The following is a 22,640-nucleotide window of genomic DNA, read 5'->3' on the forward strand; positions in this document are numbered from 1 at the left end:
GCGTTCAGGATCGCCCCGATGTCCTGCATCGTGACCTCGTGCTTCCCGAAGCGCTTGAACTGCTCCTCACCGAGCAGCAGCTTCAGCAGGCCGTCCACATCGTCGTCGTCGAGCCGGCGCAGCCCCTTGGCCGTCGCGCGGGAGAGCTCGGTGGGCAGTTCGAAGGTGTCGTCGTCCAGGCTGAACGACCAGGCGCGGCCGAGGGCCTCCATGCGCTGGGCGCGGGCGGCGTTGACGTCGAAGGGTGCCATGGGTGTCTCCGTATCTCTGGGACTGAGCTGGTGAAGGGGCGGAACGTGCGCCGGGCGGGGACGGAGTGCCCCCGCCCGGCGCGGGTGGTGCTTAGGCGGAGACGGGAGCCGTGGCGTACGTCGGGTCCTTCATGACGAAGGTCGCCAGCGGCTCGCCGTCGCCACCGGACAGGGCGGTGAAGGTGACGCCGAGCGAGGCCGCGGCCTTACGGGCGAGCTTGATGTCGTCCGAGGCCGTCACCTGACCGCGCGGGATGACGAAGCGGTACGTGATGTCCTTGCCGTCGGTGAACTCCAGGCCGAGCGCGCGCTCGTCGAAGGTCGGACCGTCCGGGACGTCGAAGGTGAAGACGCCCGAGCCCGCGCCGGCGGCGGTGATGTCGTTCTTGCTGCCGCCCATGAAGAACGGCAGCGTGTCCTCGTTGAACTGCAGCATCGAGAACTTCAGCGTCAGGTCGCGGTCCGCGTAGACGAACCGGGCCGGGCTGATCGACTGCCACGTCTCGACCGGGTCGAGCTTGTCCTTCTTCGAGAAGGTCACACCGTCGGTCGACGTGTACCCGAGGTCCACCCAGCCGGTGCCCCAGTCGGTGGACGGGGTGGCGGAGAAGGTGGTGGGGAGGGGCGCGCCGATCGGCGCGACGAGGACACGGCCGGTACCGGCGACGCGGATCTCGGAAGAGGTGTTGCCTGCCATGGGGTGCTCCTTCAAAGGGATGGGTGGTGCGTGGGTGGGCTGCCGTGGGTACGGCAAAGGCCCCGCCGGAACGGCGAGGCCTGGTCTGTGGGGGCGTACGGACGCGTCGGCCCGGAAGGCGCGTCAGTCCGTACGCACGGAGAGGCGCAGCACGCAGAGGTAGCGGTTGGCCGCGGTGTAGATGTAGTCGGGGAGCCAGCGCGGGCCGTCGGCCTCACTGACGTCGGTGATCGTCGAGACGCCGAAGACCGTGCCGGCGCTCTGGAGGACCACGGCACGGGCCTGGTTCGCCAGGAGGTGCGCGGCGGACTTCGTCGGGCCGTAGACCTCCAGTTCGATCAGCGGCTGGTCGACGTGGAGGTCGTCGATCCAGGCACCGCCGCGCCGGGAGACGATGACCGCCCGCTGCGTGCCGTTGAAGTCGGCCGGCGGCTCGTCGTCCACGATCGCGCCCGCCAGCTCCGGCCGGTCGGAGAGGAGGTCCACGACGATGGCCTCCACGTCGGGGAAGGTGTTCGGGGCTTGGCTCATACGGGATACCGCTCCTGTTCGTACGGGGACTGACGGGGCTGGCGGGACTCATGGGACCTACTGGGCTCCTGAGACCTGACGAGGCACACGGGACCTGGCGGGGCTCACGAGATCCGACGGGCTCACGGGGGCTGGTGAAGACCCGGGCGGCGCCCCGCGGCACGCACCACGCGCCGGAGGCGGCCGGGGGAGCCTGCCGTCCGACGCGCGGGGCCTGCGGGGCGCCGCACGGATCCGTACGGCGGAGCCGCACCCTGGAGGGATGCGGGCGCAGCTCCGCCGCTGCACCTATTGTGATTCAGATCGTGCGAGCGCGCAACTCGTTCGTGCGCGAACGCACTTGAACAGGTGTGTTTGTAGTGGTGTCGCGGACCCCGGGGGCGTTACTCTCGATATTTCGAACTGAGATTCGAAAAGGTGTGGTGAGTGTGGATGGCAGCCCGTTGTGCGGACAGGAAACGGCAGGTGCGCGTGGTCAGCAGCGTCAGCAGTGCGCATGAGCGACTGACCGAAGTGGTCGCCGTCGCTGTCGAGGTAGCGGCGGAAGCAGGAGAGTCCGGTACCTACACCGGAGAGATCGCGAGAACGCTCACCGCCGTCGTCGGCAAGATCGGCGCGCGCATCGCGGTCGACGCCGAGGTCCGCGGCTTCACCAGCGGCTGGCAGGAAGCCGTGCGGCACGTCTCGGCCCCCGGCCCCGAACTCGACGACGCGCAGGTGCTGCGCATGCGCCCGGAGGGGGACGCCGGACCGTGACGTCAGGCCCGCACGGCAGACGCAAGAGGCGGCCACCCCTCGGGGTGGCCGCCTCTTCTTTACTACGGGTTACTTCTCCTCCGGATCGGCCGGCCTCACCCGGTACCGGCCGGTTGCGCCTTGCGCCGGGCCGCACGCTCTGCCGCGAACACGTCCTCCAGGCGGTACAACTGCGCCCGGCCCTGGCGTCCTGCCGGCACCAGGTGCCCCAGCTGGACCCACTTGCGGATCGTGGCGGGCACCACGCCCGCCTCGGTCGCCGCGAGGGCGCCGTTGATCAGGGTGTCGGCGGCGATCGTCATCGACGCGCTCCTTCGGTGCTCGTGGCCCGGGCGGCCGTCGCCGACTCGTCCATCGACGCGTCGATCTCCGCCCGGTCCGCTCCGGCCGTGCCCGACAGCGTCTCCCAGTCGCCCTCGTGCCAGACGTGCCGGTACGCCGGGTCCGTACGGCAGTCGCACTCCTCGGCGCCGCACCGGCAGGCCGGGTTCACGCACAGCACCGCCCGCCGGGCGGGGAACGCGCGCAGCGACACCGAGTCGCACCACGGGCAACGGCCCCGCACCCGGACCATCGACTCGGAGTCGCCCAGTACCCGGGCGCAGCGCCGGGCCATCCGCCGGGACTCGTCGCGGACGTGCGCCGCCAGCGCCGGATGGGCCGCCACCCGGGGCAGGAGCCCGGCGGTCCGGATCAGCCGCTGCGGTACGCGCGCCTGGCGCGGCCGGCCCAGGCCGAGCTTGTCGTGGACGGCCTCGTCCAGCTCGATGACGCCGTCGGTGATGTCCCGGATGGCGTCCGAGACGTGGAGCCGCAGCGGCGCCGCCGAGTGCCCGGGTACCGAGAGGCCGTGCCGCTGCTGGACGAGGAGGGCGTCCCGCCGCTCTTCGCGGATCCGCTCGGCGGTGCCGGGGGCGGGGGCCCGCCGCTCGGTGACGGCGGACGGGCGGCCCGGGGCCAGCTCCGTGAGCAGTTCGGGGAACTGCTTCAGGAGCGCCTCTATCCAGAGCGCCGCGTCACGGACGACGTGCTCGGCCGAGGGCGCCGGCGCTGACGGCGCGGACGACGCGGACGACGCGGACGACGTGGACGACGAAGAGGGAGGAGAAGGGGAAAAGGACGACGCGGACGGAAACGCGGAGGACGAGGCTGATGCGGACATGGTGCCTCCCAGGTACGACGGGCGGGAAAGGAGTGAAGAAAAAGCGTGAAGAGGGGAAAGGAGCTGTGTGGAGAGGCATGTACGGGAGAACGCATACGTCGCGTGATGCCGCCGATCGGGGCTTCTGTCGTAGCCGTCATACGTACGAAGTCGTTCCGCGCCTGGTCGTCCACAGCCACTTCCGGGCCTATCGTGCGCAGTCGCAACTAACTCGCCGAAGAGGGGTCAGGCGGCGGCGCGACGGACGCCCTTGAGGTCGACAGGGCGCCCGTTGCGCCACAGGCGCCCCGCGCTCACGCCGTCGAAGAAGCTCTCGGCCGGAGCCACCGACTCTTCGCAACGGCGCACCACGGGGCATCGCCCGCACGCCGTCAACGCAGGCCGGGCTTCTTCCTCGCGCTTGCTGAAGATCACCTGCGGGGGGAGGCCCGCGCAGGCGGCAGCGGCTCGCCAGCCGAAGAACTCCAGCACCTCGGGCAGGGGCAGGGTGGATGCGGACGCCATGGCGGTACTCCTGGTTCGGGCGGGAGCCGACCGGCTCGGACGGCTCGGACCACCCCGAAGGGTGGTTGCGAACCCGCACGATGACATGTTGCGCGCTCGTGCGCAACTTAATGATCCGCACCCTCTCTCGAAAAACCTCACCGTGCGCGCGCAGGAGCACGTAATTCTGTGCGCGCAAGCGCGATAAGGTTGGGTATTGCCTTGGAGGGAGGCGTCCAACCATGACCGTCAGTGACCTGGAACAGTTCGCCGCATGGATCGAGGAATTGATTCGCCGTCGCGGCTTCGACATCGACAGCCCCCGCGGCGGGGGCAAGTCCCGACTCGCCGACGAGGCCGGGGTCCATCGCGCAGCCATCACCCGGCTGCTCCAGAGACAGAGCATGCCGGACCTGGAGACGACCCGGCGCCTCGCGCACGTGCTGGACGTATCGGTGCGGGAGATGCTCATCCGGTCCGGCCGGCTCACCGAAGACGACCTGCCGCTGCCGCTGCCGCAGGCCGTCGAGGGAGCGGCCCGGCCGGGCGTGGGGGAACGCCGGCTGACACTGGAGGAGGCCGCAGCCGGCCTGGGCGTACCGGCTGATCAGCGGGACATGTTCATCAAGGTCGCCGGCCAGTTCCTGCCCGCCGCCCCGGCCCGTCGCGCCCCGCTCGCCAAGGACTGACCGCGCTTCGTCCGCCCCGGCGGTTCCTTGGTGAGCGGGCGGTGCGGAACGGGCGCTTCCTCTTGATCCCGGTAAACTGTCACAGCCTGTCCCCCCACATACGCACAGGTTGTACGCCTCCAAGAGCCGCACATTCCGACGCCGCCACGCCGGACGCGTCGCCGAAGTGCGCCTTCCATGGGCGGGATTGGCAGCGATGGGACGCGAAAGGGATGCCCGTATGACCGAGTGCGAGAAGCGCTCCCTGTCCTCGGGCGCCGCACATGAGGCCGGAGACGGGACCGCGGGCCCCGACGGAGACGAGAAGTGCCCGTCCGGGGAGAAGGAGAAGTCGGCCCCGATATCCACGGGCGACCCCCTGGGCCTTCCCGGGGCGCTCGGCAGACTGCTGGACGAGCACACGCCCGAGGAGGTCGCCGCCCTGCTCCGCGAGGAGAGCGACCGCCGCGAGTTCACCGCCTACGCGAAGGGCTGGCGCGACGCCGTCGCCCATTTCACACCGGCCCTGGAGGAAGCGCGCCTGTCGCGCGCCCGCACCCTGCGGCTGGTGGAAGACACGCCCGGGCAGGCCGCGGTGATCCCCTTTCTCAAGGACCGGAACTACTCGGTGAACAAGGCGGCGGAACACAGGGGCGAGCCGGGGCCCCGGGGTCGTACCCCTGCGCCCGGCGGCACCACGAACCGCCCCGACGCCATCGACGACGACGCGGCCGCCACCGGGAACACGACTGCGCGGAGCGAGAAGCCCGCGAAGCCCGGCCGGGCCGTCGGCTCACGCACCGGGGCCGCGCCGGACGCCGAGGCCCCCGCCCCGCCCGAGCCCTCCACCGGGACCCGGACCCCCGCCCCCGAGCCGACGGACACCCCCGAGCCGGCAGGCACCCCCGAATCGGCGGGCACCTCCGAGCAGGCAGGCGCCCCCGAGCAGGCCGGGAGCCCCGCCGCGCCCCGGAGCACCCGGCCCGCCTTCGCGCCCAAGAGCCGCAGTTCCAAGGTCCCCACCATCCCGAGGCTCAGCGCGATCCGCCGCCCCCGGCGCGCCCCTCCGGGCGGGCCGCCCGGAGGCCCCGACGACTCCCGCGGCGCCCCTCCCCACGCCTCCGGCGACAACACCGTCTGACCACGGGTCCGGCAGGTGTTCCCGGGAAGCGGCCGGGACGTCGTCCGAGGTGAGCCGGGCCTTGCCGTGCGTGGGCATTTGTTTTGACCGGAGTCAGTGAGGTAGGTACAGTCAGACCTTGTGCCTGGGGTGTGTCCCGGCTGCCGTGCGTGCTGACGTCCGCTCGGGAAGCCAGGGGAGAAAACACACCGCAATCTGTGTCTTCTCCGCTTCGGCGGGGGCTTCCAGTGTTCGACACACCCGACCGCGTGGGTCGGAGGTGTTCCAGGTTAGTTTCACAGTGATCGGCACACAGAAACCGGAGAAGTAGTGCCTACGATCCAGCAGCTGGTCCGCAAGGGCCGGCAGGACAAGGTCGAGAAGAACAAGACGCCCGCACTCGAGGGTTCCCCTCAGCGCCGCGGCGTCTGCACGCGTGTGTTCACGACCACCCCGAAGAAGCCGAACTCGGCCCTGCGTAAGGTCGCGCGTGTGCGTCTGACCAGCGGGATCGAAGTCACTGCTTACATCCCGGGTGAGGGACACAACCTGCAGGAGCACTCGATCGTGCTCGTGCGTGGTGGCCGTGTGAAGGACCTGCCGGGTGTTCGCTACAAGATCATCCGCGGCTCGCTCGACACCCAGGGTGTCAAGAACCGCAAGCAGGCCCGCAGCCGCTACGGCGCCAAGAAGGAGAAGTAAGAATGCCTCGTAAGGGCCCCGCCCCGAAGCGCCCGGTCATCATCGACCCGGTCTACAGCTCTCCTCTTGTCACGTCGCTGATCAACAAGATCCTCCTCGACGGCAAGCGTTCCACCGCCGAGCGGATCGTCTACGGCGCCATGGAAGGCCTCCGCGAGAAGACCGGCGCTGACCCGGTCATCACGCTGAAGCGCGCCCTCGAGAACGTGAAGCCGTCTCTCGAGGTCAAGTCCCGCCGTGTCGGTGGCGCCACCTACCAGGTGCCGATCGAGGTCAAGCCCGGTCGTGCGGCCACGCTCGCGCTGCGCTGGGTCGTGGGTTACTCCCGCGCCCGCCGCGAGAAGACCATGACCGAGCGCCTCATGAACGAGCTGCTCGACGCCTCCAACGGTCTTGGCGCTGCCGTCAAGAAGCGTGAGGACACCCACAAGATGGCCGAGTCCAACAAGGCCTTCGCGCACTACCGCTGGTAGTCGCTACCCACATCGAGACCGAGAGAAGATTGAGCCTTATGGCCACCACTTCGCTTGACCTGGCCAAGGTCCGCAACATCGGGATCATGGCCCACATCGACGCGGGCAAGACGACCACCACCGAGCGGATCCTCTTCTACACCGGTGTGTCTTACAAGATCGGTGAAGTCCACGACGGCGCAGCCACCATGGACTGGATGGAGCAGGAGCAGGAGCGCGGCATCACGATCACGTCTGCCGCGACGACCTGCCACTGGCCGCTCAACGATGTCGATCACACGATCAACATCATCGACACCCCGGGTCACGTGGACTTCACCGTCGAGGTGGAGCGTTCGCTCCGCGTCCTCGACGGTGCCGTCACCGTGTTCGACGGTGTGGCGGGCGTCGAGCCGCAGTCCGAGACCGTCTGGCGTCAGGCGGACCGCTACGGCGTGCCGCGCATCTGCTTCGTCAACAAGCTCGACCGCACCGGCGCCGAGTTCCACCGTTGCGTCGACATGATCGTCGACCGCCTCGGTGCGGTTCCGCTGGTCATGCAGCTCCCCATCGGTGCCGAAGCCGACTTCAAGGGCGTCGTCGACCTCGTGACGATGAAGGCCTTTGTCTGGTCCGCCGAGGCTGCCAAGGGTGAGATGTACGACATCGTCGACATCCCCGACACCCACACCGAGGCTGCCGACGAGTGGCGCGGCAAGCTGCTCGAGGCCGTCGCCGAGCACGACGACCAGATGATGGAGCTGTACCTCGAGGGCCAGGAGCCTTCGGTGGAGCAGCTGTACGCCGCCATCCGTCGCATCACGCTCGCCTCCAAGGGCAGCGCCGACTCCGTCACGGTCACCCCGGTGTTCTGTGGCACCGCGTTCAAGAACAAGGGCGTCCAGCCCCTGCTCGACGCGGTCGTGCGCTACCTGCCTTCCCCCCTGGACGTCGAGGCCATCGAGGGCCACGACGTCAAGGACCCGGAGAAGGTCGTCCAGCGCAAGCCTGCCGACGACGAGCCGTTCTCCGGTCTTGCGTTCAAGATCATGAGCGACCCGCACCTCGGCAAGCTCACCTTCGTCCGGGTGTACTCGGGCCGCCTCGAGGCCGGCAGCTCCGTGCTGAACTCGGTCAAGGGCAAGAAGGAGCGCATCGGCAAGATCTACCGCATGCACGCGAACAAGCGTGAGGAGATCGCGTCGGTGGGCGCCGGTGACATCATCGCCGTCATGGGCCTGAAGCAGACCACCACCGGTGAGACGCTGTGCGACGAGAAGCAGCCGGTGATCCTGGAGTCCATGGACTTCCCGGCGCCGGTCATCGAGGTCGCGATCGAGCCCAAGTCCAAGGGTGACCAGGAGAAGCTGGGTGTAGCCATCCAGCGTCTCTCGGAGGAGGACCCCTCCTTCCAGGTGCACACCAACGAGGAGACCGGCCAGACCGTCATCGGCGGTATGGGCGAGCTTCACCTCGAGGTTCTTGTCGACCGCATGAAGCGCGAGTTCCGCGTCGAGGCGAACGTCGGCAAGCCCCAGGTCGCCTACCGCGAGACGATCCGCAAGGCCGTCGAGCGCATCGACTACACGCACAAGAAGCAGACTGGTGGTACCGGCCAGTTCGCGAAGGTGCAGATCGCCCTCGAGCCCATCGAGGGTGGCGACGCCTCGTACGAGTTCGTCAACAAGGTCACCGGTGGCCGCATCCCCCGGGAGTACATCCCGTCGGTGGACGCGGGCGCGCAGGAAGCCATGCAGTTCGGCATCCTGGCCGGCTACGAGATGGTCGGCGTTCGCGTCACCCTTCTCGACGGTGGTTACCACGAGGTCGACTCCTCGGAGCTCGCCTTCAAGATCGCCGGTTCGCAGGCGTTCAAGGAGGGTGCCCGCAAGGCCTCTCCCGTGCTCCTCGAGCCGATGATGGCCGTCGAGGTCACCACGCCCGAGGACTACATGGGCGATGTCATCGGCGACCTCAACTCCCGCCGTGGCCAGATCCAGGCCATGGAGGAGCGCAGCGGCGCTCGCGTCGTGAAGGGCCTCGTGCCCCTCTCGGAGATGTTCGGCTACGTCGGAGACCTCCGCAGCAAGACCTCGGGTCGCGCAAGCTACTCGATGCAGTTCGACTCCTACGCCGAGGTTCCGCGGAACGTCGCCGAGGAGATCATCGCGAAGGCCAAGGGCGAGTAGCTCCCCCGAGTTGACGCTTTAGGCTTGACCCGACCGCCGGGGGCTCTCCCCCGCGATCCGTATGGGAAACCCCCGGCGGTCGGCATCCCAGCAAAGATCACCTGGCGCCGATGAAGCAAGGCGTACAGAACCACTCCAGGAGGACCCAGTGGCGAAGGCGAAGTTCGAGCGGACTAAGCCGCACGTCAACATCGGCACCATCGGTCACATCGACCACGGTAAGACGACGCTGACCGCGGCGATTACCAAGGTGCTGCATGACGCGTACCCGGACCTGAACGAGGCCTCGGCCTTCGACCAGATCGACAAGGCTCCTGAGGAGCGCCAGCGCGGTATCACGATCTCGATCGCGCACGTCGAGTACCAGACGGAGTCGCGTCACTACGCGCACGTCGACTGCCCCGGTCACGCGGACTACATCAAGAACATGATCACGGGTGCGGCGCAGATGGACGGCGCCATCCTCGTGGTCGCCGCCACCGACGGCCCGATGCCGCAGACCAAGGAGCACGTGCTCCTGGCCCGCCAGGTAGGCGTGCCGTACATCGTTGTCGCCCTGAACAAGGCCGACATGGTGGACGACGAAGAGATCATGGAGCTCGTCGAGCTCGAGGTCCGTGAGCTCCTCTCCGAGTACGAGTTCCCGGGCGACGACCTTCCGGTCGTGCGTGTCTCGGCGCTCAAGGCGCTCGAGGGCGACAAGGAGTGGGGCCAGTCGGTCCTGAACCTGATGGCCGCCGTCGACGAGTCGATCCCGCAGCCCGAGCGCGACGTCGACAAGCCGTTCCTGATGCCGATCGAGGACGTCTTCACGATCACCGGTCGTGGCACGGTCGTCACCGGTCGTATCGAGCGCGGTATCCTCAAGGTCAACGAGACCGTTGACATCGTGGGTATCAAGGAAGAGAAGACCACCACCACGGTCACGGGCATCGAGATGTTCCGCAAGCTGCTCGACGAGGGCCAGGCCGGTGAGAACGTCGGTCTGCTCCTCCGTGGCATCAAGCGCGAGGACGTCGAGCGCGGCCAGGTCATCATCAAGCCCGGTTCGGTCACGCCGCACACCGAGTTCGAGGCCCAGGCCTACATCCTGTCGAAGGACGAGGGTGGCCGTCACACCCCCTTCTTCAACAACTACCGCCCGCAGTTCTACTTCCGTACCACGGACGTGACCGGCGTCGTCACCCTCCCCGAGGGCACCGAGATGGTCATGCCGGGCGACAACACCGTCATGACGGTCTCGCTGATTCAGCCGGTCGCCATGGAGGAAGGCCTCAAGTTCGCCATCCGTGAGGGTGGCCGGACCGTGGGCGCCGGCCAGGTCACCAAGATCAACAAGTAGTCTTGTTGGTTTGACCTGGTAGCTCCACCAGAGCACCAAGAAGGGCCCCGGCCCGCCGTTCGCGGCGGCGCCGGGGCCCTTTCTGCTTTTCGCGGCCCGGCGGGCCCTGCCGCCCGCGAGGTTCCCTAGGGCCGCCAGAGCCAGGGCATGGCGTCCGGCCCCAGGCCGACCACGACCGGGCCCTCCGGGCCGACGTGCAGTGCCGGGCCCTCCAGGGAGGCCGGGGCGCCGCCCCTGCGGCGTACCAGGCGGCCGCTCGCGAGCAGCTGGACCTGCCCCCTCGGGTTCCGGCCCAGCAGGACGGGCCCCGTCGGAGCGGACGCCGCGCCCACCGCCCCGTACCCGTTGAACCGCAGCCGCACCGGGCTGCTGCCGCCCACCCGCGCCGTCGTCAGACGGGCCGTCGCGGGGCGCCGGTACACCAGGTCTATGCCGCCGTCCGGCGCCGCGAGTGCGGTGGGGGAGCCCCCCGGCGTGGGCAGCCCGGTGCCCGGGCGCGGGCCCACCGGCCGGCCGGGCGCGTCCTGCGTCCAGTGGTGCACGGTCTCGCGGCCCGCGGCGAAGACGTGGACGCGGCCGGCCCGGTCCACCACCGCCGCGAGGCCGTCCTGGATCTCGCCGCCGCCGAGGTCGCGCCAGGCGTCCCAGCCGCCGGCCGCGCCGCGGACGCGCGTGCTGATGCCCTTGTCCGCGTTCCGTACGAAGAGATGGACCCGGCCGTCGGGCGCCGCCACCGCGACGGGGGAGCCGATGCGGCGGCCCCGGTCATGGCGCTTCTCCGGATTGCCGAGGCCGGCCCAGGCGCCGAACCTGCCACCGGGCGCGCGCTGTTCGAGTACCACGATTTCGCGCGTGTTGGGCGCGCCGTGGCCCGTGAGCGCGGAGAAGCGCAGGCCGAAGAGGAGCTGACGGCCGTCTTCGAACGTGGCCGCGCCGAGCGCCGGAGCCAGCGGTCCGCCGCCGAGGTCGTCCGGCGCGCCCCACGCGCCGCTGCCCCGCGCCGTCTCGCGCCAGCGCGCGACCCGCAGGCCCAGCACGCCGTACGCCGTGAGACGCCCGTCGGGACCTGTGGTGACGACGGGCCGGGCGCCGGGGTGGCGGTAGTGGGTGGAGCGGACCCAGCCCTTGCGGTTGGTGAGCGGACGGCCGCCGCCGACGTTGTAGTCGCCGCAGCCCGCCGCGTTCCCGCACGCCCAGTCGGGGCCGCCGCCGTACGGCACGAGGTGTGCGGCCTTCTCCCTGACCACGGGCCCCGGGAGGTTCTTCGGCCAGTGGCGGTTGTAGTAGCCGCGGTAAGCGGTGGCGACGAAGCGCGGCACGGCACCGCCGCCCTCCGTCGCCTCGGCGACCCACCGGATCATCGCGGCCCAGGTGAAGGAGGCGGCCGCGGTGTGGTCCGCGTGGTCGGAGTAGCCGGGCTGCTCGCTGTCGTGGCGCCGGGTGGCCTCGTCGCTGTGCTGGATGTCCGGGTCGGGGTCGAGGGTCTGCACCACCGTGGGGCGGTACCGGTCCATCAGCCCCGCGAGCACGTCCACGAGCCCCTCGTAGTCGTACGAGCCGGCCTTCTGCAGGGGCGAACCGTCGGCCACGACGGTGCGCAGCGACAGGCCGCGCGCCTCCCACAGGCTGGGCAGCCCCAGCCGCCTCCACGAGGTGTGCATGGCCAGGTTGAGGAAGATCAGCTCGACCCGGCGGTCACCGTTCACGAGGGTGTTCAGCTCGGCCTCGCGGCCCCCGCGCAGGGTGGTCACGGACCTCTGCCACCGGGTGAACCGGGGCAGGCCCAGAAGGACGGCGTACGCCTGGCGCAGCCCCTGGTGGCGGGCGGAGGAGTACGCCCCCCTGTCGGGGGGCCGGGGGGCGGCGCCGGGTATCCGGTTGACGCCGTTGGCCTCACCCGCGGTGACGTACACGCAGACCAGCGGGGTGCCGGAGTCCAGCGTCTGCCGGGTGTCCGGGTTCATGAAGTACAGGTCGTCGTCGGGGTGCGCCAGGACCTGCATCAGCAGCGCGTGACGGGTACGGGCTATCTGCTTGCCGGGGACCGGGTCGGCGACGGGTCCCGTGCGGCGCGGGGCGGGGACGGAGCAGGCGGTGAGGGCCAGGCCCCCGGCGACGGCGGCGGCGGAGGCGACGACGGCGCGCCTGCCGGGGCCGGATACGGCGGTGTCCTGAGGGCAGGCAGGGGCGAGCCCCCGTTCGGTCGTGCTGGTCACGCGTGTCGCTCCGTCCGCTTCCCCCGCAGCGGGCGGTCCTTCGCGCTGCGTTCCGTGTTCCGTGAAGGTGGACGGGGATTGGGTACGCGGGGTTGCCTCCGCGCGGCCGTGTGCGGGGACGCGTGCGACGCCCGGGCGTCACGGCGGCGGCGCGACGGCGCTGCGCCACCACCTCCAACGCCTCCTGGACGCCGGGCAGTTGGGCCACGTCGAAGCTGGCTGACCCCACCGGTCCGCCGACCCGGCCGGCGGTGCCGAAGGCGCGGTGGGGTGTCCACGCGATGTCCGCGCGGCCGGCCGGAGGCGGGAGGACCGCGCCGGGGCCGTCGAAGGCGCAACCCGGACGTCCGGAAGATACGGGTCGGGGATTCCGTGCGATCGCGGCCCGCCCGGGGGATCCCGGGTTTGACGTTCGTCACGTACGGGGTAATCTCTTGCGTCCGATTGGCGCGGGCTGTGCCCCGTATGGCAGACTGTCGGGGTTGCTCGGTTGAGTGCCGATGCTGCGCGCCTCCCGTCGGGAGGACCGGAAGCGAGTCCCACAGTACTCGTCGCCCCAACTGCCCTCAGGCAGCGCTGGGGCGGACGTACGGGAATCTTTCGGGAAGCGTTGGCGGGGCTGATACCAGGCACCCGGTGGGTGTTCTTCCCCCGGCTTGCGGTCGCGGACCGCATCCCCTACTGCAGGGAAAACCTTCGGGATTTCTTACTGGCGAGGATGCGACACGCCCGACCGCGTGGGTCGGAGAAGAGCGGTGCTGACAGAGACAGCCCCCGGGTCCCAGAGCGTGACGAGAGAACAGGACTACTAGGTAGCCATGGCGGGACAGAAGATCCGCATCCGGCTCAAGGCCTACGACCACGAGGTCATCGACTCTTCGGCGAAGAAGATCGTCGAGACGGTGACTCGCACTGGTGCGTCGGTCGCGGGCCCGGTGCCGCTGCCCACAGAGAAGAACGTGTACTGCGTCATCAAGTCGCCGCACAAGTACAAGGATTCTCGCGAGCACTTCGAGATGCGCACGCACAAGCGCCTCATCGACATCCTCGACCCGACGCCCAAGACCGTTGACTCGCTGATGCGCCTGGACCTTCCGGCCGGCGTTGACATCGAGATCAAGCTCTGAGAGGCGCGGGAAAGATGGCTAAGCAGATTAAGGGCATCCTGGGCGAGAAGCTCGGCATGACCCAGGTCTGGGACGAGAACAACCGGGTCGTCCCGGTGACCGTCGTCAAGGCCGGGCCTAATGTCGTGACCCAGGTCCGCACGAATGACTCCGACGGCTACGAGTCGGTCCAGATCGCCTTCGGCGAGATCGACCCTCGCAAGGTGAACAAGCCCCTCAAGGGCCACTTCGCCAAGGCCGACGTGACCCCGCGCCGCCACCTGGTGGAGCTCCGTACCTCCGACGCCAGCGAGTACACGCTCGGCCAGGAGATCACTGCCGAGGTGTTCGAGTCCGGCGTCAAGGTCGACGTCACGGGCAAGAGCAAGGGCAAGGGCTTCGCCGGTGTCATGAAGCGTCACAACTTCGCCGGTGGCAAGGCTTCGCACGGTGCCCACCGCGTGCACCGCAAGCCCGGTTCCATCGGTGGCTGTGCTACTCCCGGCCGTGTCTTCAAGGGCATGCGCATGGCGGGTCGTATGGGCAACGAGCGGGTCACCACCCAGAACCTGACCGTCCACGCCGTTGACGCCGAGAAGGGCCTGCTGCTCATCAAGGGCGCCGTCCCCGGCCCCAACGGTGGCCTCGTCCTGGTCCGCACCGCGGCCAAGGGGGTTTGAGGAACCGATGAGCACCATTGACATCCTTTCGCCGGCAGGCGACAAGACCGGGACGGTCGAGCTCCCCGCGGAGATCTTCGACGCCAAGGTCAGCATTCCGCTGATCCACCAGGTCGTCGTCGCTCAGCTGGCCGCTGCCCGCCAGGGCACGCACAAGACCAAGCGTCGCGGCGAAGTCCGTGGTGGCGGCAGGAAGCCGTACCGCCAGAAGGGCACCGGCCGCGCCCGTCAGGGTTCGACCCGCGCCCCGCAGTTCGCCGGCGGTGGCGTCGTCCACGGCCCGCAGCCGCGTGACTACTCGCAGCGCACGCCCAAGAAGATGAAGGCCGCCGCTCTGCGTGGCGCCCTCACCGACCGGGCCCGCAACGCTCGCATCCACGTCGTCTCCGGCGTGGTCGAGGGTGCGGTTTCCACGAAGGCCGCGAAGAACCTGCTGGGCAAGGTCAGCGAGCGCAAGCACGTGCTCCTGGTCGCCGAGCGTTCGGACGAGGCCGCGTGGCTGTCCGCCCGCAACCTGCCCCAGGTGCACCTCCTGGAGCCGGGCCAGCTCAACACGTACGACGTGCTCGTCTCTGACGACGTGGTCTTCACCCAGGCCGCCTTCGAGTCCTTCGTGTCTGGCCCCAAGGCCGATGAGACCGAAGGGAGCGACGTCTGATGGCTGAGACGACCGTAACCAGCAAGACCTTCACGGACCCGCGCGACGTCCTCGTCAAGCCGGTTGTTTCCGAGAAGAGCTACGCGCTGCTCGACGAGAACAAGTACACGTTCATCGTCGCGCCCGGCTCCAACAAGACCCAGATCAAGCAGGCCGTCCAGGCGGTCTTCGGGGTCAAGGTCACCGGGGTCAACACGATCAACCGGCAGGGCAAGCGCAAGCGGACCAAGACCGGCTTCGGCAAGCGCGCCGACACCAAGCGCGCCATCGTGACCCTCGCCGAGGGCGACCGTATCGACATCTTCGGCGGCCCGACCTCCTGACGGAGGTCGAGTCGTCCGGAATCGGACGAGGACTGAGAAATGGGAATCCGCAAGTACAAGCCGACTACGCCGGGCCGCCGTGGCTCCTCCGTAGCCGACTTTGTCGAGATCACGCGGTCCACGCCGGAGAAGTCGCTGGTCCGCCCCCTGCACAGCAAGGGCGGCCGTAACAACGCCGGTCGGATCACCGTTCGCCACCAGGGTGGCGGACACAAGCGCGCCTACCGCGTGATCGACTTCCGTCGTCACGACAAGGACGGCGTGCCGGCGAAGGTCGCGCACATCGAGTACGACCCGAACCGCACCGCGCGCATCGCGCTCCTGCACTACGCAGACGGCGAGAAGCGCTACATCATCGCGCCGCGTGGCCTCACGCAGGGTGACCGGATTGAGAACGGCCCTGGCGCCGACATCAAGCCCGGCAACAACCTGGCGCTGCGCAACATCCCGGTCGGTACGACCATCCACGCCATCGAGCTGCGGCCCGGCGGCGGTGCGAAGTTCGCCCGTTCCGCGGGTGCCTCCGTGCAGCTGCTGGCGAAGGAGGGCACGATGGCCCACCTTCGTATGCCTTCCGGTGAGATCCGCCTGGTCGACGCCCGCTGCCGCGCCACGATTGGCGAGGTCGGCAACGCCGAGCAGTCGAACATCAACTGGGGCAAGGCCGGCCGCATGCGCTGGAAGGGCGTCCGCCCGACCGTTCGTGGTGTCGCGATGAACCCCGTCGACCACCCGCACGGTGGCGGTGAGGGCAAGACCTCCGGTGGTCGTCACCCGGTCAGCCCGTGGGGTCAGAAGGAAGGTCGTACTCGCTCGCCGAAGAAGGCATCGAGCAAGTACATCGTCCGCCGCCGCAAGTCGAACAAGAAGCGCTAGGAGCGGGTTTAGATGCCGCGTAGTCTCAAGAAGGGGCCCTTCGTCGACGGACACCTCATCAAGAAGGTGGACGTACAGAACGAGGCAGGCACCAAGAACGTCATCAAGACCTGGTCCCGGCGCTCGATGATCACCCCGGCCATGCTGGGTCACACCATCGCGGTGCACAACGGCAAGATTCACGTCCCGGTGTTCGTCACCGAGTCGATGGTCGGCCACAAGCTCGGCGAGTTTGCGCCGACCCGCACCTTCCGCGGCCACGTCAAGGACGACCGCAAGTCGAAGCGCCGCTAAGGCGGGGTGCGATGACTATGAACGACACCGAAGGGACAACCATGGAAGCCAGGGCCCAGGCGCGGTACATCCGCGTCACGCCCATGAAGGCCCGCCGCGTGGTGGACCTTATCCGTGGCATGGATGCCACGGAGGCCCAGGCGGTCCTGCGTTTCGCCCCGCAGGCCGCCAGCGTGCCGGTAGGCAAGGTGCTTGACAGCGCCATTGCCAACGCCGCGCACAACTACGACCACACGGACGCCTCCTCGCTGGTCATCAGCGAGGCGTACGTCGACGAGGGCCCGACCCTGAAGCGGTTCCGTCCGCGCGCTCAGGGCCGTGCCTACCGGATCCGCAAGCGGACCAGCCACATCACCGTGGTCGTCAGCAGCAAGGAAGGTTCCCGGTAATGGGCCAGAAGGTAAACCCGCACGGGTTCCGGCTCGGCATCACCACGGACTTCAAGTCCCGTTGGTACGCCGACAAGCTGTACAAGGACTACGTCAAGGAAGACGTCGCCATCCGCAGGATGATGACGTCCGGCATGGAGCGCGCCGGCATCTCGAAGGTTGAGATCGAGCGCACCCGTGACCGCGTGCGTGTGGACATCCACACCGCTCGTCCGGGCATCGTCATCGGCCGCCGTGGCGCCGAGGCCGACCGCATCCGCGGCGACCTCGAGAAGCTCACGGGCAAGCAGGTCCAGCTGAACATCCTCGAGGTCAAGAACCCCGAGATGGACGCTCAGCTGGTCGCCCAGGCCGTTGCCGAGCAGCTCTCCTCCCGCGTCTCCTTCCGTCGCGCCATGCGTAAGAGCATGCAGGGCACGATGAAGGCCGGCGCCAAGGGCATCAAGATCCAGTGTGGTGGCCGTCTCGGCGGCGCCGAGATGTCCCGGTCCGAGTTCTACCGCGAGGGTCGTGTGCCGCTGCACACGCTGCGCGCGAACGTGGACTACGGCTTCTTCGAGGCCAAGACCACCTTCGGCCGTATCGGCGTGAAGGTCTGGATCTACAAGGGCGACGTCAAGAACATCGCCGAGGTCCGTGCCGAGAACGCCGCGGCCCGTGCGGGTAACCGCCCGGCCCGTGGTGGCGGCGCGGCCGACCGTCCGGCCGGTGGCCGTGGTGGTCGTGGTGGCGAGCGTGGCGGCCGCGGCCGCAAGCCGCAGCAGGGCGCACCGGCAGCAGAGGCCCCCAAGGCCGACGCTCCCGCCGCCGCTGCTCCGGCTGAGAGCACCGGAACGGAGGCCTGACCGAAATGCTGATCCCTCGTAGGGTCAAGCACCGCAAGCAGCACCACCCCAAGCGCCGTGGTATGGCGAAGGGTGGCACTGAGGTCGCATTCGGCGAGTACGGCATCCAGGCGCTGACCCCGGCCTACGTGACGAACCGCCAGATCGAGGCTGCTCGTATCGCGATGACCCGCCACATCAAGCGTGGCGGCAAGGTCTGGATCAACATCTACCCGGACCGTCCGCTGACGAAGAAGCCCGCCGAGACCCGCATGGGTTCCGGTAAGGGTTCTCCCGAGTGGTGGATCGCGAACGTGCACCCGGGCCGGGTCATGTTCGAGCTGTCCTACCCGAACGAGAAGATTGCTCGTGAGGCGCTCACCCGCGCTGCTCACAAGCTTCCGATGAAGTGCCGGATTGTTCGGCGCGAGGCAGGTGAGTCGTGATGGCGGCCGGTACCAAGGCGACCGAGCTGCGCGAGCTCAACGACGAGGACCTCGTCGCGAAGCTCCGTGAGGCCAAGGAAGAACTGTTCAACCTCCGCTTCCAGGCGGCGACCGGACAGCTCGAGAACCACGGCCGGCTCAAGTCCGTCCGTAAGGACATCGCCCGGATCTACACCCTGATGCGTGAGCGCGAGCTGGGCATCGAGACGGTGGAGAGTGCCTGATGAGCGAGAAGAATGTGACTGAGACGACTGAGCAGCGCGGATTCCGCAAGACCCGTGAGGGTCTCGTCGTCAGCGACAAGATGGACAAGACCGTCGTCGTCGCTGTCGAGGATCGCGTCAAGCACGCCCTGTACGGCAAGGTCATCCGCCGTACGAACAAGCTCAAGGCTCACGACGAGTCCAACGCCGCAGGCGTCGGCGACCGCGTCCTCATCATGGAGACGCGTCCGCTGTCGGCGAGCAAGCGCTGGCGCATCGTCGAGATCCTCGAGAAGGCCAAGTAGGTAATTCCCGCAAGGGAATTCCAGTAGAGACGCCTTAGAGGGGTTTCCTTCTAAGTAGTTCCGCCAGGCTCGGCAGGGGCATCCAGGTGCCCCTGCCGGGAACCGGCAGACGATCAGGAGATAGACGTGATCCAGCAGGAGTCGCGACTGCGCGTCGCCGACAACACGGGTGCGAAGGAAATTCTCACCATCCGTGTTCTCGGTGGCTCGGGTCGCCGCTACGCGGGCATCGGCGACGTCATCGTCGCCACCGTCAAGGACGCGATCCCCGGCGGCAACGTGAAGAAGGGTGACGTCGTCAAGGCCGTCATCGTTCGCACCGTCAAGGAGCGCCGCCGCCAGGACGGCTCGTACATCCGCTTCGACGAGAACGCCGCTGTCATTCTCAAGAACGACGGCGACCCTCGTGGCACCCGTATCTTCGGCCCGGTGGGCCGTGAGCTGCGCGAGAAGAAGTTCATGAAGATCATCTCGCTCGCGCCGGAGGTGCTGTAAGCATGAAGATCAAGAAGGGCGACCTGGTTCAGGTCATCACCGGTAAGGACAAGGGCAAGCAGGGCAAGGTCATCGTCGCCTTCCCCCGCGAGAACCGCGTCCTCGTCGAGGGTGTCAACCGGGTCAAGAAGCACACCAAGGCCGGCCAGACCGCTCGCGGTTCGCAGACCGGTGGCATTGTGACGACCGAGGCTCCGGTCCACGTCAGCAACGTGCAGCTGGTTGTTGAGAAGGACGGCAAGAAGGTCGTTACCCGCGTCGGCTACCGCTTTGACGACGAGGGCAACAAGATCCGCGTTGCCAAGCGGACTGGTGAGGACATCTGATGACTACCACCACCGCACCGCGCCTCAAGCTGCGCTACCGCGAGGAGATCGCGGGCAAGCTGCGTGAAGAGTTCTCGTACGAGAACGTCATGCAGATCCCCGGTCTCGTCAAGATCGTGGTCAACATGGGTGTGGGCGACGCCGCCCGCGACTCCAAGCTGATCGACGGCGCCATCCGCGACCTCACCACGATCACGGGCCAGAAGCCGGCCGTCACCAAGGCCCGGAAGTCCATCGCGCAGTTCAAGCTGCGCGAGGGTCAGCCGATCGGCTGCCACGTCACCCTCCGCGGTGACCGCATGTGGGAGTTCCTGGACCGTACGCTGTCGCTCGCGCTGCCGCGTATCCGTGACTTCCGTGGTCTGTCGCCGAAGCAGTTCGACGGCCGTGGCAACTACACCTTCGGTCTCACGGAGCAGGTCATGTTCCACGAGATCGACCAGGACAAGATCGACCGGGTCCGGGGCATGGACATCACCGTGGTCACCACGGCGACCAACGACGACGAGGGTCGTGCCCTCCTTCGTCACCTCGGCTTCCCGTTCAAGGAGAACTGACCGTGGCGAAGAAGGCCCTGATCGCTAAGGCGGCCCGCAAGCCGAAGTTCGCTGTGCGCGCGTACACGCGTTGCCAGCGCTGCGGCCGTCCGCACTCCGTCTACCGCAAGTTCGGCCTGTGCCGCGTGTGCCTTCGTGAGATGGCTCACCGTGGCGAGCTGCCGGGCGTGACCAAGAGCTCCTGGTAGTCCTGTACTGCCCTTCGGGCGTACGGATTTCCAGAAGCTCTCGGTAAGTATCTGGTCGGCAGGAGCCCACCCCGACATGCCGTAGGCTTGAAGGGTTGGGCGCCTGCCGCCCTGACCGACTTACTACGCCGTAGGTCCCCGCACCGCACCCGTCCCGCCACTGAGTGGGGAGAGGGATGGCGCATACAGGAAACCCCGGCGAGAGAGGCCGAAGGCCAATTCATGACCATGACTGATCCGATCGCGGACATGCTGACTCGTCTGCGTAACGCGAACTCGGCGTACCACGACACCGTGGCTATGCCGCACAGCAAGATCAAGTCGCACATCGCGGAGATCCTCCAGCAGGAGGGCTTCATCACCGGCTGGAAGGTCGAGGACGCCGAGGTCGGCAAGTCCCTCGTTCTCGAGCTGAAGTTCGGCCCGAACCGTGAGCGCTCCATTGCGGGCATCAAGCGGATCTCGAAGCCGGGTCTGCGTGTATACGCGAAGTCCACCAACCTGCCGAAGGTCCTCGGCGGCCTGGGCGTGGCGATCATCTCCACGTCCCACGGTCTCCTGACCGGCCAGCAGGCAGGCAAGAAGGGCGTAGGTGGGGAAGTCCTCGCCTACGTCTGGTAGTCGGGAACGGAGGAAAAGCTAATGTCGCGAATCGGCAAGCTCCCCATCCAGGTTCCCGCCGGTGTGGACGTCACCATCGATGGCCGCACGGTCGCGGTGAAGGGCCCCAAGGGTTCCCTCTCGCACACCGTCGCCGCGCCGATCGAGGTCACCAAGGGCGAGGACGGCGTGCTCAGCGTCACCCGCCCCAACGACGAGCGTCAGAACAAGGCCCTCCACGGCCTGTCCCGCACGCTGGTGGCGAACATGATCACCGGCGTGACCACGGGTTACACCAAGGCGCTCGAGATCAGCGGTGTCGGTTACCGCGTCCAGGCGAAGGGCTCCAACCTGGAGTTCGCCCTGGGCTACAGCCACCCGATCGTCGTCGAGGCCCCCGAGGGCATCACCTTCAAGGTCGAGTCGCCCACGAAGCTCAGCGTCGAGGGCATCGACAAGCAGAAGGTCGGCGAGGTCGCCGCTAACATCCGCAAGCTGCGGAAGCCCGACCCGTACAAGGCCAAGGGCGTCAAGTACGCCGGCGAGGTTATCCGCCGCAAGGTTGGAAAGGCGGGTAAGTAAGCCATGGCATACGGTGTGAAGATCGCCAAGGGTGACGCGTACAAGCGCGCTGCCATCAAGCGCCGCCACATCCGGGTCCGCAAGCACGTCTCCGGTACGCCGGAGCGTCCGCGCCTGGTCGTGACGCGTTCCAACCGCAACATCGTTGCGCAGGTCATCGACGACATCGCGGGCCACACGCTCGCGTCGGCGTCGACCCTGGACACCTCGATCCGTGGTGGCGAGGGCGACAAGAGCGCCCAGGCCCAGCAGGTGGGTGCGCTCGTCGCCGAGCGCGCGAAGGCTGCCGGCGTCGAGGCCGTCGTGTTCGACCGTGGTGGCAACAGGTACGCCGGGCGCATTGCCGCTCTGGCTGACGCCGCCCGCGAAGCCGGGCTGAAGTTCTAAGCCCCGGTTCCGGGACTAACGGACGTAACAGAGAGAGGTAAATCCAATGGCTGGACCCCAGCGCCGCGGAAGCGGTGCCGGTGGCGGCGAGCGGCGGGACCGGAAGGGTCGCGACGGTGGCGCTGCCGCCGAGAAGACCGCTTACGTTGAGCGCGTTGTCGCGATCAACCGTGTCGCCAAGGTTGTCAAGGGTGGTCGCCGCTTCAGCTTCACCGCGCTGGTCGTGGTGGGCGACGGTGACGGCACTGTAGGCGTCGGATACGGCAAGGCCAAGGAAGTTCCCGCGGCCATTGCCAAGGGCGTTGAAGAGGCGAAGAAGTCCTTCTTCAAGGTTCCGCGCATCCAGGGCACCATCCCTCACCCGATTCAGGGCGAGAAGGCTGCGGGCGTCGTCCTGCTCAAGCCGGCTTCCCCCGGTACCGGCGTTATCGCCGGTGGCCCGGTGCGTGCCGTGCTCGAGTGCGCCGGCGTTCACGACATCCTGTCGAAGTCGCTCGGCTCGTCGAACCCCATCAACATCGTCCACGCGACTGTGACGGCCCTCAAGGGTCTGCAGCGTCCCGAGGAGATCGCGGCTCGCCGTGGTCTGCCCCTCGAGGACGTGGCCCCCGCGGCCCTGCTCCGTGCGCGTGCGGGAGCGGGTGCGTAATGGCCCGTCTCCAGATCACGCAGACGAAGTCGTACATCGGCAGCAAGCAGAACCACCGCGACACCCTGCGTTCGCTCGGGCTCAAGCGCCTGAACGACGTGGTTGTCAAGGAGGACCGCCCCGAGTTCCGCGGAATGGTTCACACCGTCCGCCACCTCGTGACGGTTGAGGAGGTCGACTGAC

34 protein-coding genes are annotated in these 22,640 nt (G+C 68.2%); 27 read left to right on the forward strand and 7 right to left on the reverse strand.

Features of this window, described 5'->3' with window-relative positions; translation table 11 throughout:
• From ABD374_RS13140 to ABD374_RS13150, 3 genes are all read right to left on the reverse strand, one after another.
• Positions 1 to 251: hypothetical protein (locus ABD374_RS13140; RefSeq protein ID WP_344494720.1), on the reverse strand; the 251-nt coding region annotated here is incomplete at its 3' end.
• A gap of 91 nt (positions 252 to 342) precedes the next feature.
• Positions 343 to 948: a phage tail tube protein gene (locus tag ABD374_RS13145; protein WP_344494722.1), complete on the reverse strand. Its 606-nt coding sequence runs from the start codon at positions 946 to 948 to the stop codon at positions 343 to 345.
• 123 nt (positions 949 to 1,071) lie between these two features.
• Positions 1,072 to 1,479: a hypothetical protein gene (locus ABD374_RS13150; RefSeq protein WP_344494724.1), complete on the reverse strand. Its 408-nt coding sequence runs from the start codon at positions 1,477 to 1,479 to the stop codon at positions 1,072 to 1,074.
• A gap of 465 nt (positions 1,480 to 1,944) precedes the next feature.
• Here ABD374_RS13150 and ABD374_RS13155 point away from each other — a divergent pair, with 465 nt between their 5' ends.
• Entirely contained in the window at positions 1,945 to 2,235 is a 291-nt protein-coding gene (locus tag ABD374_RS13155; protein WP_344494726.1) for a hypothetical protein, read from the forward strand.
• Positions 2,236 to 2,330: 95 nt separating this feature from the next.
• Here the strand turns inward: ABD374_RS13155 and ABD374_RS13160 are convergent, their stop codons facing one another.
• The 3 genes from ABD374_RS13160 to ABD374_RS13170 all read right to left on the reverse strand — a co-directional run bounded on the left by ABD374_RS13160 (position 2,331) and on the right by ABD374_RS13170 (position 3,901).
• Complete coding sequence (locus ABD374_RS13160; RefSeq protein WP_344494728.1) at positions 2,331 to 2,537, reverse strand: MerR family transcriptional regulator; 207 nt, start codon at positions 2,535 to 2,537, stop codon at positions 2,331 to 2,333.
• Positions 2,534 to 3,397 carry a hypothetical protein gene (locus ABD374_RS13165; RefSeq protein WP_344494730.1) on the reverse strand — a complete coding sequence of 288 codons (864 nt, stop codon included), beginning with the start codon at positions 3,395 to 3,397 and terminating at the stop codon, positions 2,534 to 2,536. Before ABD374_RS13165 ends, ABD374_RS13160 begins: the two co-directional genes overlap by 4 nt.
• Before the next feature lie 225 nt (positions 3,398 to 3,622).
• Positions 3,623 to 3,901, reverse strand: a complete 279-nt coding sequence (locus ABD374_RS13170; RefSeq protein WP_344494732.1) for a WhiB family transcriptional regulator — start codon at positions 3,899 to 3,901, stop codon at positions 3,623 to 3,625.
• A 221-nt stretch (positions 3,902 to 4,122) separates the two neighbouring features.
• Here ABD374_RS13170 and ABD374_RS13175 point away from each other — a divergent pair, with 221 nt between their 5' ends.
• From ABD374_RS13175 to tuf, 6 genes are all read left to right on the forward strand, one after another.
• Complete coding sequence (locus tag ABD374_RS13175) at positions 4,123 to 4,569, forward strand: helix-turn-helix domain-containing protein (protein WP_344494733.1); 447 nt, start codon at positions 4,123 to 4,125, stop codon at positions 4,567 to 4,569.
• A gap of 220 nt (positions 4,570 to 4,789) precedes the next feature.
• Positions 4,790 to 5,689, forward strand: coding sequence for a hypothetical protein (locus ABD374_RS13180; RefSeq protein WP_344494735.1), 900 nt, complete (start codon positions 4,790 to 4,792; stop codon positions 5,687 to 5,689).
• 309 nt (positions 5,690 to 5,998) lie between these two features.
• The gene (rpsL, locus tag ABD374_RS13185; protein WP_003948652.1) at positions 5,999 to 6,370 is read left to right on the forward strand and encodes a 30S ribosomal protein S12; all 372 of its coding nucleotides are present in this window, start codon (positions 5,999 to 6,001) and stop codon (positions 6,368 to 6,370) included.
• A gap of 2 nt (positions 6,371 to 6,372) precedes the next feature.
• A complete protein-coding gene (gene rpsG / locus ABD374_RS13190) occupies positions 6,373 to 6,843 on the forward strand; it encodes a 30S ribosomal protein S7 (protein ID WP_018101248.1) in 471 nt (156 codons plus the stop codon).
• Positions 6,844 to 6,881: 38 nt separating this feature from the next.
• Positions 6,882 to 9,011, forward strand: coding sequence for an elongation factor G (gene fusA / locus ABD374_RS13195; RefSeq protein WP_344494737.1), 2,130 nt, complete (start codon positions 6,882 to 6,884; stop codon positions 9,009 to 9,011).
• Between the two features lie 148 nt (positions 9,012 to 9,159).
• A complete protein-coding gene (gene tuf, locus ABD374_RS13200; RefSeq protein WP_344494739.1) occupies positions 9,160 to 10,353 on the forward strand; it encodes an elongation factor Tu in 1,194 nt (397 codons plus the stop codon).
• 125 nt (positions 10,354 to 10,478) lie between these two features.
• Here the strand turns inward: tuf and ABD374_RS13205 are convergent, their stop codons facing one another.
• Positions 10,479 to 12,569, reverse strand: coding sequence for a PIG-L family deacetylase (locus ABD374_RS13205; protein ID WP_425577230.1), 2,091 nt, complete (start codon positions 12,567 to 12,569; stop codon positions 10,479 to 10,481).
• An 818-nt stretch (positions 12,570 to 13,387) separates the two neighbouring features.
• On the opposite strand from ABD374_RS13205, the gene rpsJ reads away from it, so the two are divergent.
• The 20 genes from rpsJ to rpmD all read left to right on the forward strand — a co-directional run bounded on the left by rpsJ (position 13,388) and on the right by rpmD (position 22,639).
• Entirely contained in the window at positions 13,388 to 13,696 is a 309-nt protein-coding gene (rpsJ, locus tag ABD374_RS13210) for a 30S ribosomal protein S10 (protein ID WP_003948644.1), read from the forward strand.
• 14 nt (positions 13,697 to 13,710) lie between these two features.
• Complete coding sequence (rplC, locus tag ABD374_RS13215) at positions 13,711 to 14,355, forward strand: 50S ribosomal protein L3 (protein ID WP_028812377.1); 645 nt, start codon at positions 13,711 to 13,713, stop codon at positions 14,353 to 14,355.
• 7 nt (positions 14,356 to 14,362) lie between these two features.
• Positions 14,363 to 15,013: a 50S ribosomal protein L4 gene (gene rplD / locus ABD374_RS13220; RefSeq protein ID WP_344494741.1), complete on the forward strand. Its 651-nt coding sequence runs from the start codon at positions 14,363 to 14,365 to the stop codon at positions 15,011 to 15,013.
• Positions 15,013 to 15,336: a 50S ribosomal protein L23 gene (gene rplW, locus ABD374_RS13225; protein WP_028812375.1), complete on the forward strand. Its 324-nt coding sequence runs from the start codon at positions 15,013 to 15,015 to the stop codon at positions 15,334 to 15,336. Before rplD ends, rplW begins: the two co-directional genes overlap by 1 nt.
• Before the next feature lie 39 nt (positions 15,337 to 15,375).
• Positions 15,376 to 16,212, forward strand: coding sequence for a 50S ribosomal protein L2 (rplB, locus tag ABD374_RS13230; protein ID WP_069927446.1), 837 nt, complete (start codon positions 15,376 to 15,378; stop codon positions 16,210 to 16,212).
• A gap of 12 nt (positions 16,213 to 16,224) precedes the next feature.
• Positions 16,225 to 16,506 (forward strand): 30S ribosomal protein S19, encoded by a 282-nt coding sequence (gene rpsS, locus ABD374_RS13235; RefSeq protein WP_093799542.1) that lies wholly within the window; start codon positions 16,225 to 16,227, stop codon positions 16,504 to 16,506.
• Positions 16,507 to 16,547: 41 nt separating this feature from the next.
• Positions 16,548 to 16,895, forward strand: a complete 348-nt coding sequence (gene rplV, locus ABD374_RS13240; RefSeq protein ID WP_028812372.1) for a 50S ribosomal protein L22 — start codon at positions 16,548 to 16,550, stop codon at positions 16,893 to 16,895.
• Positions 16,895 to 17,740 (forward strand): 30S ribosomal protein S3, encoded by an 846-nt coding sequence (gene rpsC / locus ABD374_RS13245; RefSeq protein WP_028812371.1) that lies wholly within the window; start codon positions 16,895 to 16,897, stop codon positions 17,738 to 17,740. Before rplV ends, rpsC begins: the two co-directional genes overlap by 1 nt.
• Positions 17,741 to 17,745: 5 nt before the next feature.
• On the forward strand, positions 17,746 to 18,165 hold the full coding sequence (gene rplP, locus ABD374_RS13250) for a 50S ribosomal protein L16 (protein ID WP_028812370.1): 420 nt from the start codon (positions 17,746 to 17,748) through the stop codon (positions 18,163 to 18,165).
• Complete coding sequence (gene rpmC, locus ABD374_RS13255) at positions 18,165 to 18,389, forward strand: 50S ribosomal protein L29 (protein ID WP_028812369.1); 225 nt, start codon at positions 18,165 to 18,167, stop codon at positions 18,387 to 18,389. Before rplP ends, rpmC begins: the two co-directional genes overlap by 1 nt.
• The gene (rpsQ, locus tag ABD374_RS13260) at positions 18,389 to 18,673 is read left to right on the forward strand and encodes a 30S ribosomal protein S17 (protein ID WP_028812368.1); all 285 of its coding nucleotides are present in this window, start codon (positions 18,389 to 18,391) and stop codon (positions 18,671 to 18,673) included. The genes rpmC and rpsQ overlap by 1 nt, the downstream gene beginning before the upstream one ends.
• Before the next feature lie 126 nt (positions 18,674 to 18,799).
• Positions 18,800 to 19,168, forward strand: coding sequence for a 50S ribosomal protein L14 (rplN, locus tag ABD374_RS13265; protein WP_003966950.1), 369 nt, complete (start codon positions 18,800 to 18,802; stop codon positions 19,166 to 19,168).
• Between the two features lie 2 nt (positions 19,169 to 19,170).
• Positions 19,171 to 19,494, forward strand: a complete 324-nt coding sequence (gene rplX, locus ABD374_RS13270) for a 50S ribosomal protein L24 (protein ID WP_028812367.1) — start codon at positions 19,171 to 19,173, stop codon at positions 19,492 to 19,494.
• Positions 19,494 to 20,051, forward strand: coding sequence for a 50S ribosomal protein L5 (rplE, locus tag ABD374_RS13275; RefSeq protein ID WP_028812366.1), 558 nt, complete (start codon positions 19,494 to 19,496; stop codon positions 20,049 to 20,051). Before rplX ends, rplE begins: the two co-directional genes overlap by 1 nt.
• Positions 20,052 to 20,053: 2 nt before the next feature.
• On the forward strand, positions 20,054 to 20,239 hold the full coding sequence (locus ABD374_RS13280; protein WP_004571834.1) for a type Z 30S ribosomal protein S14: 186 nt from the start codon (positions 20,054 to 20,056) through the stop codon (positions 20,237 to 20,239).
• A 222-nt stretch (positions 20,240 to 20,461) separates the two neighbouring features.
• Positions 20,462 to 20,860: a 30S ribosomal protein S8 gene (gene rpsH, locus ABD374_RS13285; protein WP_028812365.1), complete on the forward strand. Its 399-nt coding sequence runs from the start codon at positions 20,462 to 20,464 to the stop codon at positions 20,858 to 20,860.
• Between the two features lie 21 nt (positions 20,861 to 20,881).
• Entirely contained in the window at positions 20,882 to 21,421 is a 540-nt protein-coding gene (gene rplF / locus ABD374_RS13290) for a 50S ribosomal protein L6 (protein ID WP_069927443.1), read from the forward strand.
• A gap of 3 nt (positions 21,422 to 21,424) precedes the next feature.
• Positions 21,425 to 21,808 (forward strand): 50S ribosomal protein L18, encoded by a 384-nt coding sequence (rplR, locus tag ABD374_RS13295; protein WP_093799540.1) that lies wholly within the window; start codon positions 21,425 to 21,427, stop codon positions 21,806 to 21,808.
• A 46-nt stretch (positions 21,809 to 21,854) separates the two neighbouring features.
• The gene (gene rpsE / locus ABD374_RS13300) at positions 21,855 to 22,457 is read left to right on the forward strand and encodes a 30S ribosomal protein S5 (protein WP_028812362.1); all 603 of its coding nucleotides are present in this window, start codon (positions 21,855 to 21,857) and stop codon (positions 22,455 to 22,457) included.
• Positions 22,457 to 22,639, forward strand: a complete 183-nt coding sequence (rpmD, locus tag ABD374_RS13305) for a 50S ribosomal protein L30 (RefSeq protein ID WP_028812361.1) — start codon at positions 22,457 to 22,459, stop codon at positions 22,637 to 22,639. Before rpsE ends, rpmD begins: the two co-directional genes overlap by 1 nt.
• Position 22,640 lies beyond the last annotated feature (1 nt).

Origin of the sequence: Streptomyces enissocaesilis (assembly GCF_039533765.1) — a bacterium.
GTDB classification, from domain to species: Bacteria; Actinomycetota; Actinomycetes; order Streptomycetales; family Streptomycetaceae; genus Streptomyces; species Streptomyces enissocaesilis.

Bases quoted from the DNA above. Each gene is read 5' to 3' on its own strand.
- rplR (WP_093799540.1), top strand. From the start codon at position 21,425: ATGGCATACGGTGTGAAGATCGCCAAGGGTGACGCGTACAAGCGCGCT.
- rpsG (WP_018101248.1), top strand. From the start codon at position 6,373: ATGCCTCGTAAGGGCCCCGCCCCGAAGCGCCCGGTCATCATCGACCCG.
- rpsH (WP_028812365.1), top strand. From the start codon at position 20,462: ATGACCATGACTGATCCGATCGCGGACATGCTGACTCGTCTGCGTAAC.
- rplD (WP_344494741.1), top strand. From the start codon at position 14,363: ATGAGCACCATTGACATCCTTTCGCCGGCAGGCGACAAGACCGGGACG.
- rplW (WP_028812375.1), top strand. From the start codon at position 15,013: ATGGCTGAGACGACCGTAACCAGCAAGACCTTCACGGACCCGCGCGAC.
- ABD374_RS13170 (WP_344494732.1), bottom strand. From the start codon at position 3,901: ATGGCGTCCGCATCCACCCTGCCCCTGCCCGAGGTGCTGGAGTTCTTC.
- ABD374_RS13160 (WP_344494728.1), bottom strand. From the start codon at position 2,537: ATGACGATCGCCGCCGACACCCTGATCAACGGCGCCCTCGCGGCGACC.
- rplP (WP_028812370.1), top strand. From the start codon at position 17,746: ATGCTGATCCCTCGTAGGGTCAAGCACCGCAAGCAGCACCACCCCAAG.
- ABD374_RS13175 (WP_344494733.1), top strand. From the start codon at position 4,123: ATGACCGTCAGTGACCTGGAACAGTTCGCCGCATGGATCGAGGAATTG.
- rpmC (WP_028812369.1), top strand. From the start codon at position 18,165: ATGGCGGCCGGTACCAAGGCGACCGAGCTGCGCGAGCTCAACGACGAG.
- rplC (WP_028812377.1), top strand. From the start codon at position 13,711: ATGGCTAAGCAGATTAAGGGCATCCTGGGCGAGAAGCTCGGCATGACC.
- rpsJ (WP_003948644.1), top strand. From the start codon at position 13,388: ATGGCGGGACAGAAGATCCGCATCCGGCTCAAGGCCTACGACCACGAG.
- rplV (WP_028812372.1), top strand. From the start codon at position 16,548: ATGGAAGCCAGGGCCCAGGCGCGGTACATCCGCGTCACGCCCATGAAG.
- ABD374_RS13165 (WP_344494730.1), bottom strand. From the start codon at position 3,397: ATGTCCGCATCAGCCTCGTCCTCCGCGTTTCCGTCCGCGTCGTCCTTT.
- rpsQ (WP_028812368.1), top strand. From the start codon at position 18,389: ATGAGCGAGAAGAATGTGACTGAGACGACTGAGCAGCGCGGATTCCGC.
- fusA (WP_344494737.1), top strand. From the start codon at position 6,882: ATGGCCACCACTTCGCTTGACCTGGCCAAGGTCCGCAACATCGGGATC.
- rplF (WP_069927443.1), top strand. From the start codon at position 20,882: ATGTCGCGAATCGGCAAGCTCCCCATCCAGGTTCCCGCCGGTGTGGAC.
- rplE (WP_028812366.1), top strand. From the start codon at position 19,494: ATGACTACCACCACCGCACCGCGCCTCAAGCTGCGCTACCGCGAGGAG.
- rplX (WP_028812367.1), top strand. From the start codon at position 19,171: ATGAAGATCAAGAAGGGCGACCTGGTTCAGGTCATCACCGGTAAGGAC.
- ABD374_RS13150 (WP_344494724.1), bottom strand. From the start codon at position 1,479: ATGAGCCAAGCCCCGAACACCTTCCCCGACGTGGAGGCCATCGTCGTG.
- rpmD (WP_028812361.1), top strand. From the start codon at position 22,457: ATGGCCCGTCTCCAGATCACGCAGACGAAGTCGTACATCGGCAGCAAG.
- rplB (WP_069927446.1), top strand. From the start codon at position 15,376: ATGGGAATCCGCAAGTACAAGCCGACTACGCCGGGCCGCCGTGGCTCC.
- rpsE (WP_028812362.1), top strand. From the start codon at position 21,855: ATGGCTGGACCCCAGCGCCGCGGAAGCGGTGCCGGTGGCGGCGAGCGG.
- rpsC (WP_028812371.1), top strand. From the start codon at position 16,895: ATGGGCCAGAAGGTAAACCCGCACGGGTTCCGGCTCGGCATCACCACG.
- ABD374_RS13145 (WP_344494722.1), bottom strand. From the start codon at position 948: ATGGCAGGCAACACCTCTTCCGAGATCCGCGTCGCCGGTACCGGCCGT.
- ABD374_RS13180 (WP_344494735.1), top strand. From the start codon at position 4,790: ATGACCGAGTGCGAGAAGCGCTCCCTGTCCTCGGGCGCCGCACATGAG.
- rpsS (WP_093799542.1), top strand. From the start codon at position 16,225: ATGCCGCGTAGTCTCAAGAAGGGGCCCTTCGTCGACGGACACCTCATC.